12 protein-coding genes are annotated in these 14,140 nt (G+C 32.1%); 4 read left to right on the top strand and 8 right to left on the bottom strand.

Annotated features, from left to right (window positions below):
- Positions 1-158 precede the first annotated feature (158 nt).
- The 3 genes from rpsO to GBO31_RS01890 all read left to right on the top strand — a co-directional run bounded on the left by rpsO (position 159) and on the right by GBO31_RS01890 (position 5,523).
- A complete protein-coding gene (gene rpsO, locus GBO31_RS01900) occupies positions 159-428 on the top strand; it encodes a 30S ribosomal protein S15 (RefSeq protein WP_219006669.1) in 270 nt (89 codons plus the stop codon).
- A gap of 246 nt (positions 429-674) precedes the next feature.
- The gene (locus GBO31_RS01895) at positions 675-2,879 is read left to right on the top strand and encodes a polyribonucleotide nucleotidyltransferase (RefSeq protein WP_219006613.1); all 2,205 of its coding nucleotides are present in this window, start codon (positions 675-677) and stop codon (positions 2,877-2,879) included.
- Between the two features lie 136 nt (positions 2,880-3,015).
- Positions 3,016-5,523, top strand: coding sequence for a chondroitinase-B domain-containing protein (locus GBO31_RS01890; protein WP_219006612.1), 2,508 nt, complete (start codon positions 3,016-3,018; stop codon positions 5,521-5,523).
- Between the two features lie 205 nt (positions 5,524-5,728).
- On the opposite strand, the gene GBO31_RS01885 is transcribed toward GBO31_RS01890, so the two are convergent.
- The 8 genes from GBO31_RS01885 to GBO31_RS01850 all read right to left on the bottom strand — a co-directional run bounded on the left by GBO31_RS01885 (position 5,729) and on the right by GBO31_RS01850 (position 12,878).
- Entirely contained in the window at positions 5,729-6,517 is a 789-nt protein-coding gene (locus tag GBO31_RS01885) for an outer membrane beta-barrel protein (RefSeq protein ID WP_219006611.1), read from the bottom strand.
- A 119-nt stretch (positions 6,518-6,636) separates the two neighbouring features.
- A complete protein-coding gene (locus tag GBO31_RS01880; protein ID WP_219006610.1) occupies positions 6,637-7,353 on the bottom strand; it encodes a hypothetical protein in 717 nt (238 codons plus the stop codon).
- 121 nt (positions 7,354-7,474) lie between these two features.
- Entirely contained in the window at positions 7,475-8,047 is a 573-nt protein-coding gene (locus tag GBO31_RS01875) for a hypothetical protein (RefSeq protein WP_219006609.1), read from the bottom strand.
- Positions 8,048-8,212: 165 nt separating this feature from the next.
- Positions 8,213-9,040 carry a hypothetical protein gene (locus GBO31_RS01870; RefSeq protein ID WP_219006608.1) on the bottom strand — a complete coding sequence of 276 codons (828 nt, stop codon included), beginning with the start codon at positions 9,038-9,040 and terminating at the stop codon, positions 8,213-8,215.
- A gap of 433 nt (positions 9,041-9,473) precedes the next feature.
- Complete coding sequence (locus GBO31_RS01865; protein ID WP_219006607.1) at positions 9,474-10,532, bottom strand: fatty acid desaturase family protein; 1,059 nt, start codon at positions 10,530-10,532, stop codon at positions 9,474-9,476.
- Positions 10,522-11,619, bottom strand: a complete 1,098-nt coding sequence (locus GBO31_RS01860) for a fatty acid desaturase family protein (RefSeq protein ID WP_219006606.1) — start codon at positions 11,617-11,619, stop codon at positions 10,522-10,524. Before GBO31_RS01860 ends, GBO31_RS01865 begins: the two co-directional genes overlap by 11 nt.
- A 141-nt stretch (positions 11,620-11,760) precedes the next feature.
- Positions 11,761-12,147, bottom strand: a complete 387-nt coding sequence (locus GBO31_RS01855) for a hypothetical protein (protein WP_219006605.1) — start codon at positions 12,145-12,147, stop codon at positions 11,761-11,763.
- A 2-nt stretch (positions 12,148-12,149) separates the two neighbouring features.
- Complete coding sequence (locus GBO31_RS01850) at positions 12,150-12,878, bottom strand: LA_2272 family surface repeat-containing protein (RefSeq protein WP_219006604.1); 729 nt, start codon at positions 12,876-12,878, stop codon at positions 12,150-12,152.
- A 245-nt stretch (positions 12,879-13,123) separates the two neighbouring features.
- Here GBO31_RS01850 and GBO31_RS01845 point away from each other — a divergent pair, with 245 nt between their 5' ends.
- Positions 13,124-14,092 carry a hypothetical protein gene (locus GBO31_RS01845; RefSeq protein ID WP_219006603.1) on the top strand — a complete coding sequence of 323 codons (969 nt, stop codon included), beginning with the start codon at positions 13,124-13,126 and terminating at the stop codon, positions 14,090-14,092.
- The last annotated feature ends 48 nt before the right edge of the window (positions 14,093-14,140 follow it).

Below are 14,140 nucleotides of genomic sequence, written 5' to 3'. Positions count from 1 at the left end.
AATTTTTAATGTTACTTCTTTAAGACTTACCACTTTAGAAAAGGTTTAATTCACCATCTTTTTTTTTACAAAAAGTATTTCTTATATAAAAAGTATTATATTTGCACGCTAATAGCAGAATGCTAGATATACATAAAAATCATTTAAATAATATTGGAATGTATTTAACAAAAGAAACTAAAGAAGAAATCTTCGCAAAACACGGTAAAGGGAAAAACGATACTGGTTCTGCTGAAGGACAGATTGCATTGTTTACACACAGAATTACACATTTAACTGAGCACTTAAAAAAGAATCGTAAAGATTTTAACACTGAGCGTTCATTAGTGAAGTTAGTGGGTAAGCGTCGAGATCTTTTAGACTATCTTAAAAAGAAAGATATCATGAGATATCGTGCAATCGTTAAAGAATTAGGATTAAGAAAATAATCAAGAAAGAGAGGCTGTATGCCTCTCTTTTTAGTTATACTTATTTCCTTTTTGATTAAATTAAATAAAACATTTTGACCTAAAGAAGGTTAAAATGAATGCCTTAGTTTTTCATTGGTCGCACAACAACTACAACAACACAACCTTGTCCGTCCGAGTAAGACGGAAACCAATGTTTAATAAAACCGTGATATACTATAGGTGTATACATAGCCAGTATATCAAGGTTAGAATCTAAAAAAGAATATGATTCCAAAAGTGTATAGAGAGGTCATTGATCTAGGAGATGGAAGAGAAATAAGCCTAGAGACCGGAAAATTAGCGAAACAGGCACACGGTTCTGTAGTTGTTCAATCAGGAAAATGTATGTTATTGTGTACAGTAGTTTCAAACTACAAAGCAGCAGACGTAGATTTTTTACCTTTAACAGTAGACTATAGAGAAAAATTTGCGGCAGCTGGTAGGTATCCTGGTGGATTTTTTAAGAGAGAGGCAAGACCAAGTGATGGAGAGGTATTAACAATGAGATTAGTAGATCGTGTATTGCGTCCTCTTTTCCCAAAAGACTATCACTCAGAGACTCAGGTAATGATCCAATTAATGTCTCATGATGAAAATGTAATGCCAGATGCAATGGCAGCGTTAGCAGCTTCTGCAGCAATACAATTATCTGATTTCCCATTTGAATGTCCGATTTCAGAAGTTAGAGTAGGAAGAATTAATGGTGAATTTATCATAAACCCTACAAGAGCTCAATTAGACGAATCTGATATCGATATGGTAATTGGTGCCTCAGAAGATTCTGTTATGATGGTTGAAGGAGAAATGGATGAAATCTCTGAAGAGGAAATGACGGAAGCTATCAAGTTCGCTCATGAAGCAATTAAAGTTCAGTGTGTAGCACAGAGAAAATTAGCGGAAGCGTTCGGAAAGAAAGAAGTAAGAGAATATGAGCCTGAGAGAAATGATGAAGAACTAGCTCAAAAAATTCACGAAATGGCATATGACAAAGTATATGCTGTGGCAAAACAAGGTTCCTCTAAAAAAGAAAGAGGTGCTGCATTTGCAGAAATCAAAGAAGAAATATTAGCTACTTTTTCGGAAGAAGAATTAGAAGATATTGGAGATCTTGTATCTAAATATTATGGAAAAGCTGAAAAAGCAGCGGTTCGTGATTTGACACTAAACGAAGGACTAAGACTAGACGGAAGAAAAACTACAGAAATTCGACCGATTTGGTGTGAAGTAGATTACTTGCCATCAACACATGGATCTTCAATCTTCACAAGAGGAGAAACACAGGCATTAGCAACTGTAACTTTAGGTACTTCCAGAGAAGCGAATCAAATAGATATGCCTTCTTACGAAGGAGAAGAAACATTTTATCTTCATTATAACTTCCCTCCTTTCTCAACTGGAGAAGCGAGACCTATTCGTGGAACTTCTAGAAGAGAAGTTGGACATGGTAATTTAGCACAACGAGCACTTAAAGGAATGATTCCTGATGATTGTCCATATACAGTGCGTGTAGTTTCAGAAATTTTAGAATCTAATGGTTCTTCTTCTATGGCAACTGTATGTTCAGGTACTATGGCATTAATGGATGCTGGAGTTCAACTTAAAAAGCCAGTTTCAGGAATAGCCATGGGACTAATTTCGGATGCAGATTCAGGAAACTATGCTGTATTGTCTGATATTTTAGGTGATGAAGATCATTTAGGAGATATGGATTTTAAAGTAACTGGTACTGCTGATGGTATCACTGCATGTCAGATGGATATTAAAATCAAAGGATTAAGTTATGAGATTTTAGTAAATGCATTGAAACAAGCTCGTGATGGTCGTTTACATATCCTTGAAAAATTAACCGATACTATCGCAACTCCGAATGCAGATGTGAAAGGACATGCTCCAAAAATGGTTACCAGAACTATACCTGGAGAATATATCGGAGCCCTTATTGGTCCTGGAGGAAAAGTAATTCAAGAATTACAAAAAGAAACAAATACTACAATTGTAATTAATGAAGATCCTGTTACCGAAGAAGGTAATGTAGAAATCCTAGGTACAGATCAGGAAGGAATCGATGCTGTATTAGCAAAAATCGATTCTATCACATTTAAACCACAAGTTGGAAGTGTATACGAAGTAAAAGTCGTAAAAATGTTAGACTTCGGTGCAGTTGTAGAGTATACGGAAGCTCCAGGAAATGAAGTATTACTTCACGTTTCTGAATTAGCATGGGAACGCACTGAAAATGTAAGTGATGTGGTAAATATGGGAGATATCATGGATGTGAAATACTTTGGTATTGATTCCAGAACTCGCAAGGAAAAAGTTTCCAGAAAAGCTTTATTACCTAGACCACCAAGAAAAGAAGGTGATAGACCAAAAGGAGATAGGCCAAAAGGTGATAGAAAACCTAGAAATAATGACAAAAAAGAGAATTAATCACAATAATTCTTTATGATTTATAAGAAAAACGCTTTCAACAATTTTGGAAGCGTTTTTTGGTTTTAAAGAAATGAATAGTATATTTGTTTGGTTGACCAAATTGGTTAACCAATTTAACAGAAGACCCTAAATCATGAACATCAACATTTTAAAGTACACAATCATCATTTGTGCATTACTGACTATTGCAAATACTCCAATATTTGCACAAACAGTTTCTAGCAATTCTGAATTACAAAATGCCATCACGAACGCATCGGCAGGATCAACCATTACCTTAGCCAATGGAACTTGGACAAATACCGTCATAAACATTAATAAGAATGGTACTGCAACAAATCCAATTACTATCAAAGCACAAACTCCAGGTGCAGTATTCTTTGAAGGCAACTCTAGAGTGAGTATGGGCGGTTCTTATATCATTTTTGAAGGTGTAGTTTTTCAAAATCCATCTAACTTAAGCACTAGTGGAAGTTCTATAGAACCTATAATAGAATTCAGAGATAGTAATAACAATGAATGTGACCATTGTACAGTAACAAATATCAAGGTAGATCGGTATAACGGAACAGTTTCACAAGAAACGTTAACTTTTAAATGGATTATTGTATACGGACAACATAATGAAATAAGCTATAGCTCATTTATTGGAAAACATGGTATTGGAAGTATTATTAACGATAATAGAAATGCTACTTCCACAGAATTTGCAGAACCAGATTTCACAAAAATTCATCATAATTATTTTGCTGATCGTACTCCTATAAGAGAAGTTAATCAAGATAATGATCAAGATGCTATTCGAATAGGAAATAGTAGTACTTCATTGCATCCATCTAATACAGAAGTTTATGACAATTTATTCTATAATTGGTCTGGTGAAGTAGAAATCATTTCTAACAAAAGCGGTGAAAACAAGTATTACAACAATACTTTTAGAGATTATCAGGGTACACTAACATTAAGACACGGAGATGATTGCGAAGTATATAATAATTTCTTTTTTGCCGAGAACAATCTTTTTTCGGGTGGTATTCGTGTTATTGGAGAAGGCCATAAAGTATACAACAATTATATAGAAGGAGTAAATTCTGAAAAACCAGATGGTAGTAATACAAGTACAGCTGGGGCAATTAATGTGAGTAACGGCAGACCTAATACAGCTCTCAATGGATACTATCAAGTTATCGATGCAACTATAGTAAATAATACTTTTGTAAACTGTGATTATGGTTTTAGAATAGGAACCAATGTTGGAGGAAATTTAAGTTTAGCACCAGAAAACCTGGTAATTGCCAATAACATTATGATCAATACTGCGGAAAGCGCTGTTGACGAACAAACAACTCCGATTGGAACTTCCATCTATCAAGGAAATATTACTCAAAGTGGATCTTGGGATCTTAACACTGGAAGTAATAATAACCTAGTTGTTACCAATGGACTTCTGGAGAACGGTCCTTTATATTATGAATTAGGTTCTAATAGTCCTGCTATCGATGCCGCTGTTGGAAATTATCCCTTCGTAACCACTGACATTTTAGGGGGAAATCGTTCCGGAAATCTTGACGCAGGTGCAGAAGAATTCAATTCAGGAGGTTCTCGACTTCCACATACTACTTCAGATGTAGGTGTGACTATTGGTTTTGGAGGAACTAGTATTGACACTCCTAGATTGACTGTTAACCCAACAACCATAAACGTTACCAGAGGTGGTGGTAATGTTTCCTTTGAAATCAACGCTAATGTTGATTGGAACATTAGCGAAAATTCACCATGGTTAACCGTTGATACTTCTTCTGGAAGCAATTCTGCGATAATAACAGCAAACTATACAGAAAATAGTAGCGCTTCGCAACGAACAGCCTCCATAACTATTAATGAGGTTGCAGGAGGAAATGATTTAACCACTACAGTAACTATTATACAGTCTAATCTATTTACTGATGAAATTACAATTGTTGATGCAACTGCTGTAGGAACTGAACAAGGAAAACCAAACGTTGGACCTCAATTTGCTTGGGATAATAATGTAACTGCATCAGAATATTGGACAGGAGACGCAAATACAGAACCAGAGGTCTCTATCACATTTGATGTATCCTGTATACGAACTCTTAGTCAAATAGGAATTCATGTCTTAAAAGCTAATGAAAGAACGATCAATTTCGATATTGCAGTAGCAAATGAAGAAAATGGGCCATTTACTACTGTATTAACTGGTCAAGATAGCGCTATCGAAAGTGGAGCGGAAAGTACGGAACAATTATTTTTACTTAACAACGTAATGGGAAGGTATCTCAAATTCACCTCGAATGGTACTAGTACTGGATCAGGTTTCGCCAGTATTGTGGAAGTAAATATATATGGTAATCCAGAGTGCGAGTCTACATTAGGAATTGATGAAAACTCTCTAGCAAGTAAAGGTATTTTATTATATCCTGTTCCTGCCCAAAATCAACCAATTCAAATCACAGCTAAAACAAACATTGGTTTAGTAGAAGTATACGATCTTAGGGGCAGAAAAATCGTTCAAAAAGAATTTAATAGTATTAGTGGTCAGATCGATACTAGTAATTTTAGCAGCGGTACTTACATTGCTAAAATTCAAGGAGTATATGGTCGTTTTATGATTCAATAGAGATACCATAACCATAAAACAAACCGCCTTAAATTATAAACATTTAAGGCGGTTTTCATTTGGCTAACAAAGTCCCCTAACACTACATCAAATTGAAATCCATAAACATTCTTAACCCCATTTACATTTCCATAGGTTGAAAGTTCTAAATCAACGACACTATTAAATGTATATCTTAATGATATTCTAGAAAAATTACCCAAAATTAATCATCGGTTTTAAAAGTATATTTCACCCCAACATTAAGTAATAAATTATTCAAGTATTTTGAACCATCAGAAAGCAAACTCGGTGTCTTCCCCCTTTTCGGACCAAAAAAACTTTCGAAATCAATATAAACTGACATTTTTTTATTTACGAAATAATTAAATCCTACACCTGGATTTACACTTCCATAATGCTTTGAATAGTCTGTTCTTAAATTACTGGTATAATTCAAATACTCACTTTTAGTTTCAAAATTATAAGCATAGCCGAGTTTAATATTTCCACTAAAATTTTTATAAATCCTAAATTCCCATTTAATGTTAATTGGAATTGAAAAGGTTTCACCATTAAATACACCAGATGAAGAAGGAATACCAAATATAGAACCCCCATTACCCTCTTCAAAAAATGACAAACCAGTCTTAAAATATTTCAGTCTTCCTGACAAACTCCAATGTTTAGCAAAATAATACTCCACTAAAACTCCACCTTGCAGAGATGTATTAGATTCTCCTAAATCATAAGAAGTAATAATATTTAATCCTGTTTCAGCCCCAAAAAACCATTTCCCTTTGGGATTAATAATTTCCTCGGTTTGTGAAGCGACTGTGTTTGATAACAAACTAAAAAGAATAAACACCAATAGCTTATATCCCAATACAGATTGGAAATTACCTAAAATAGAATTCGTCTGTTCAGATTCTTTGTCAAAAACTTGGCGTACAATATCTCTTAGTTTTATGCCAAACCACTGCCAATAGAATATTAATTTTACTTGTTTTTTCATTGTATTTTTTTGTTTTACACTGTTTATTCATCATACATACTCACTATCTATTTACTATGATTTTCAAAGTCGTAAGTATGAAATTTTATTTCTATGATAATTTTAGAAAACCATTCGTATTAAAAAAGTCTTCCTAACACTACTCCAAACTGAAACCCATACACACTTTTTACATTGTTTACATTTCCATAGGTAGAAAGTTCTAAACCAACTACACTATTAAATGTATATCTCAATGATATTTTAGAAAAACCACCCAAAATTACTTTCCTACTCTCTTGAACTCTCTTATAATCTAATGAAGGTCCAAAAGAACCTGGAAAACAAGGGCCTCCGAAACCACATGAAGAAGCTGGAGAATACTCTGCCCTATATTCATAATCTTCGCTGTAGATAATAGAGGGGCCGATCAATGTTAATATTTTTAGTGATCTCTTTTTATTAAGAGCAAAAGACTTGAATACATTAGGAGAAAAAGTATACAACCTATTATCTCTTTCACCACTATAAGGAAATCTTTTTTCAATTCCTTCTGGTAATTCGGTTCCTTCAAAATTTTCAATTTCTTCGATTGGAGGAATTCCTTTTGTACTTTCTGGCGTATAGGCAGATCTTGTAAAATCAAAACCATATCCCCATCCATTCTTCCGTTCAAACATAATACCTGCATAGATATCTAATTCATTACTCTCATCACTAGCAATTGTACTTAGTCCATTAGTAAATGCAATAGGCTTTTTTTCATTTCTTGGTTTTTTATTTGTGTCTAAATCCTGATTATAACCATATTTTGATATGCATAGAAATAAAATTGTTATACTGATTAACTTCTTCATTATATTAAAATTTATTGTTTAGTGATTCAAACATAGTAGCTATCTAATTACTATAATTGTCAAAATCGCGAGTATAAAATATTGCTCTTGCGATCATCGCAAAGCCAAAAGGTAATAGAGGTTAATTAAATCTGTATTGAAACACAATATTCCCTATATAAGTAGTATTGATTTCATTGAAGTTTAGCTCCGGATTTATCCCAAATGAAAATCCTCTGGAAGAATCAATCATGAATCGAATATCAACAGGAATTCCAATTACTGCTTTTGTATCGTACCTATTATCTGCAACCAATCTATCTTTATAGAGATATAACCCCAAACCGGTATGCGCTTCTATTCGTAACCATTTAAAAATAGAAAACTCTCGACCATACAAAATGTCATAACTATTGAAGCTAGCATTTTCACCGTCGTCATTACCAAAAAGATCTAGCACATCTAATCCAAGATCTATATCAAGTGAAAAAAGATGTTTTTTATAAACTAATGATAGTCCCGCTGAGAATGTAGATCCAGCCTGATCAAACCTAAAAGAGTCTTCACTATCTCTCAGATCTGAAGTATACACTCCAAAACCAGCAGTTATAGATTTAACTTTTAATTTATATTCTTCATTAAGGTTTTCTTGACCAAGTGTATAATTCATAGTTAATAAAAGAATCGTACAGAGTGTGACTAATCTGTTCATCATGTCAAATTGTTTTAAAATTGTTTAGTGTGATTCAAACATACGGGGCATATGTTAATTATAGTTGTCAAAATCGCGTGTATGATTTTTTGTGCTTGTGATAATTACAATTTGGAAAAATACGAAGAGGCTTTTCGCTTGCAAGTTTACAAGGCAGCCCTTATTTCCTTAAAAAAGTTGAAAGGCAATTCCAATTTTATGAGAATTTATTCCTATACTTCTATCTTGGCCTTCAACCTCTTCTGTATCAATAAATGTTGATTGAAATAGATAACTAAATATGACCCTTTTATATCGATAACTTGCCATGCCTCCAATAATTGATGCACCCGTATCTCTAATTGTGTTTAATCCAGCAAATACGCCTAAGCCGACCGAATTATTCGTGTTAATCTTATACAACACTTCACTTTCTTCAAGAATGGTGAAAAAAGATTTCTTATTAAGTACATTATAATCCTGTAACATTATATTGTCAATTTCATCTAATTTATCCTGATAGGGACCAAACTCATAGGTGTACATAACTTTTAACCCAACAGGTCTAAATTCGAATTTAGAAGTTGATACCTTAAAATTAACTCCCGCTTTTAGTCCTACATTATAAAAATCTAGCTTTTCGTCCAAAGTTATAATGGCTTGACCTGAGTTTAAATCTAATTCCTCATCTTTAAAGGTAAATGTTCCATAAGCAGCATTAGCTCCATAAAAGAAATTCAGCCACTTTCGTGAAAAAGATTTATATACATCTAGAGATGCTACGGTTTTTCTGTCATCGTCATCTTGTCTAAATTGTTCTTGTCTTGCTATATCTAAAGTTCCGGAGGCATAAATTTCAGAAGTGTTCTCCCCATTATATATCGGTTTTGCGGTGTATGAATTTACCGATCCATGACTACCATTAGTAAAGGATTTAAAGGGTCTAGTGGCTGAGCAACTAATCAAGGATTGAAGTATGATTAAAAGAATTCCCACTTTAATACATTTTTTCATCATGTCAAATTGTTTTAAAATTGTTTAGTGATTCAAACATACTTGCTATCTAATTACTATAGTTGTCGAAATCGCGAGTATATTTTTTTGTTCTTGTGATATTCACAAAGCAAGGATCATATGTTCATGAATACCAAATAAGATGATGTGTATAGTTACAATATGACTTAGAGGAAATACGTCTCTTTTATGTGGATCTATGTCGTATGTAAAGGGAAGTAGTTTTAAAATTCAAGGATGAACACTTCATTTTGACACGCTGAATGTATGGAGATAGTATCGAAATAGACTTAAACGGTCAAAATATTAAGAGTATTCAATAGTACCTAGTATCAAAAAATGCATTAATTCTTGTGATAATCACAATTAAGAGACTTAATGTAAAAACACCTTCAAAAAATGAAGGTGTTTTATTCTTACTAATGATTGATATAATTTATTGTTCTGTTCCTAAAGTTTTCAAATGCGATAAATGCGCCACTACTCCACCGAAATAAGATGTTTGATTCGGAATGATCTGGTGACTCTTCAAAATCGTGTAAAGAATCTTATTCAGTTCTGGATAATATACATGATGAATATTTGGAAAAAGATGATGCGCTATATGATTATTGAATCCTCCAAAAACAAAATTTGCCAATTTACTAAAGGGATAAAAATCATTTGAACTTTGAATCTGATTCATAAACCAAGATGTTTTTATATATCCAGAAATATCTTTTTGAGGATATGCTAGACCGTCTATATGGTGTGTCATAAAAAAAGTAAATAGTAAAAATAACGATTGTACCAAATGCATACTTAGGAACGACACAACTATCCAATACCATTCTAAGTCAATAAATATTATTGGCAATACCATCAAATAACTACAATAAACCATCTTTTGGCACCAGAAAGAGGTTACATATCTCAAAGAATGCTTGTTTTTTCTATTTTGTTGATTAAAAAACACTTTAAAATCTTTGATGAATACCCAAAACAAAGAATACGTAGTATATAAAAATGGAGCATATATATATTGAAAACGATGATACCATTTCCTTTTTGAACCAGGAACTACTCTAATTAAGTTTGTGATTTCCAAATCGGTATCATACCCTTCAACATTAGGAGCGTGATGATGAGAGGTCACATGTCTATCTTTCCAAGCTTCTGCATGTGCTCCAACCATAGTGTATAGTGCTATAAAGCATTTATGGTTTAGCTCTTTCTTCTTAAAAATAGTATTATGAGAAAAGTCATGAGCAAAGTTAAACGCGAATAGCATAGAAATTAACCCGTATACAATATACGCCGGTATCAATAAACGTTGATCATCTATTTGATAAAGTATGCTATAAGAAATAGCAGTTAAGAAAAAATAGATACATCCTTTTACGAAAATCTTTTTATAAAATCGACGATTACAAAAATCTATTTTTTTATAAATCTCTTCCTGAATAGAACCAAAAAGCTCTACATGATACTTATTATATATATGTTTAGATCTCATATTGTAAAGGTTTTGGCATTTCTTGAGTTCCCATTTTCTTTAGAAATCTAAAATGTGATTTCAGAGCTTTGGTATACGTCATCTCCATATAAGGAATATGATATTTATTAGCTAATTCCCTAAATATTGGAGCTAACTTTATATAATGCACATGGCATATATTAGGTAATAAATGATGTAATGCATGAGCATTAAAACCTCCTAAAACCCAATTCAAAAAAGTACTATCTACGTTATAATCTATGGAAGTACACATTTGCAACTTCGGCCAACTCATGGATAAATTGCCTTCTATATCAGCTTCTGGATGTTCTACAAAATCTGATAAATGAGAAACTCCTAAAACAGCCGTAAATATTATAGAAATTAAAAAATGATTGACGACAAAGGCGATTATAATATGTTCCCAGCTAAATGGTAATAACATACTAGGAATAACAATCATGTAACCTATATAGAATACTTTAAAAAATAATAGCTTTACAATTTCCCATGTTGGAATGGTTATCTTAATTGTTCTACTAGAGCGATTAAAGATCATTAAAAACTCTCTAAACAAAAACCAGTTAAGTGAATAAAACAAATACAAAACCGGAACGTATAGATATTGAAATTTATGATACCAACATCTCTTTTGGCCTGTTGTCATTCTGACTAGGGGATTGTTTAATACGTCAATATCACTTCCTTCAATATTCGTATATAAATGATGAGATTCATTGTGATTTTCACCCCATACGTATGCATTATTCCCTTGTAAATTAAAACTAAGTTGAAATAAGATCTTATTCCAAAATTTACTTTTTACAGCAACTCCATGCGCTGCATCATGAGATACATTAAATGCTGTTAGCAATACCGATATTCCTAAACCTACATAAAACAAGTAAAAGTTCGTAATATCTGAAGAGGTTACCATGAAAGCATATGACACAATTACTAACATAAAGTACAGGATGATTTTAAAAACCATTTTATTATTTCCGTATTTTTGAATATTATTAGATTCAAAATATTCCTGGATCTTACGTGTCAATTCTTTATAAAATTCCGAACCTTCATCTTTAGAAAATTTTATTTTTTGCATAATTATTTCTTTAAAAATTTGACATACCAATGGCTATTGGATCTATTAGAAATCATCTATTCTAACACTCCAACATTCGTATAATGTGAAGAATTTATACGTTAAAAACTAAGACTATCTTTTTGAGATTATTCTGCCACTTTACTTCTTTTTCCTGAAAGTAATATCCTTAAAAACGCCTAATTGAACACTTCCCGTTTTAGATAAAAACACTAATAATTGTTCTTTTCTAGAGTGTACATTTATTTTTTGCGTGCGCCAATGTTTAATAAATGATAATATGGAAGTGGCTTTATTAGTAGAGGACACACTAAAAATCCCATCTTTTAGCGATCCTTTAATATATCTAGTGACCTTTTGTGTTTCAGATTTCATTAAACTAATCTTCAATGTTTCTTTATCCAACAATTTAATTCTAGTATATAATTTGTCTTTTACTGGAATAAGACCAACCAAGTTTCCAGTAAGTACATAAAAAGCTTCGAATCCGTAATCCCCTTCGATACTTAAGTTGCTAGTGATATTCATAATTATGAAGTTTTAGATTTCTCTTTCTTTTTAGAAAATTGCCAGTTAATAAAGGGGAATGAGCGTCTTTCATTTCTATTCCAAAGACCTATTTGTAAACCTCGCTGATCTGCAGTTTTATTAAATAAGCCTATTTGAATTCCTTTAAACTTTCCAGCTACATTTGAAATTCCAGCCTGAACACCAGTACCTTCTGCAGAAATATTTGCAACAGCCGAAAGCTGAATCCCATTAAAATTTGTAGAGCCATTAACCAAAGGAGCTACAGAAATCCCATTCATCTTCTTAACTATATTAAATAGAGAAATATTTAATCCATTAAAATCAGTTCGATCATAAAACCCTCCTACACTAAGATTTAACCCATTCATAGATAATTGAGTTTTTTCTATATCAAAATTTCTATCTATAACATGAATATCTGTAAAACCATCAAAAGTCAATCCTACAGGTAATAACCGTATTGGAATTTCCAAACCAGCCGTCATAATAAGTAAAGGAGCTGGATGAAGTACATCGATATTAACTCCATTAATTTTCTGATAATCGATTTTTTTATTTTCATAATGTCCTAAACCTACTACAAGTCCATTAACATTCGTAATACGAGAATGAATTGGCGAAAAACTTAAGGATTTCGTATTTTGAACTTTACTATTTTTTTTCTTCTCTTGACTAAAAACTGATATTGAAATTAATATCAATAAGATTACAACTACTTTTCTTTTCATTTTTCTTGTTTTTAAAATTTCACAAGTCAAAATTATTGTGATAACTACAAGACAAAAAGTGATAAATGCGAAAAGAAATTTATTTTTTTGCAAAAATCACAAATATCGAAAGCTATTTTGTGCTTTGTGAAAAACATAAAAACCACAAACTGAAATTTATTTTTTTGTGAAAATCACAAAATTAAATTATTTTTCTGCTCTAATTTCCCACCTTCAAAATATCATCAATCACAAATAACCTCATAATGATACAAGAAAATCTTCTGGAACTTATTAAAAAACAAATCAGTTCGAAAACATCACTTATTGATGAAGTTGCTACGGCCTTAGATATAAGTTATGACGCCGCACATAGAAGAATAAGTAAAAAGAGTAAACTATCGTTGGAAGAAGGTGTGACACTTGCAAAATATTTTAGCCTTTCTATAGATCAATTATTTTCTAGTGAAGACGAACATATTGTGGCTGTAAAAAAAACAGCACCCGTTCAGGATATGAAAAGTTTACTGGCATATTATGAAAATTCGTATAAATCATTATCTCCTCTTATCAATAACCCTGACGTAGAAATGATATATTCAGCAAAAGATTTGCCTATATTTTATACTTCTGATGATAATTTACTTTCAAAGTTCAAAATGTATGTGTGGTTAAAGATTATGGATTCTGATCTAAGTGAGATTAAATTCACTGGTTTTAATCCATCATTATCCCTACTAGAAGCAGCAAAACGCTTAGGAAATATGTACAATGACCTTAACTCTATAGAAATTTGGGATATTACCACGATCAATAGTACCTTAAAACAAATACATTTTTACTTCGAATCTGATTCACTTACTTCAAAAGACGCACTTCAAATATGTGATGACCTTCAATTATTACTTACTAAGATTTCTAAAAAAATAATCGAACAACGAGATAATTTTAAATTTTATTATAATGAGCTGCTTCTTATGAATAACCGTGTTTTGGTAAAAACTCCAACTGAAAGGTCACTTTATGTTCCATTCACAATTCTTTCGTATTACAGAACCAATGATGTAATTACTTGTGATCAAGCTGAAGAATTTTTAAAAATACAAATGGACGGTTCCAAACTATTAAGTACTGCTGGTGAGAAAGAAAGAAATTTATTTTTTAACAAAATGCAAAAAAAGATTGAAGCATTGCGATCTTTAATTATTGCAAAAAATGTATTAGAATTCGAATAAATATGTAAATAAACATTGCATTTTACGACTAAATAATTCGATAAAAAG

The sequence above is a fragment of the Aquimarina litoralis genome, from assembly GCF_019295435.1.
Classification (GTDB): Bacteria; Bacteroidota; Bacteroidia; order Flavobacteriales; family Flavobacteriaceae; genus Aquimarina; species Aquimarina litoralis_A.
This window is presented reverse-complemented; position numbering and strand designations above follow the sequence as displayed.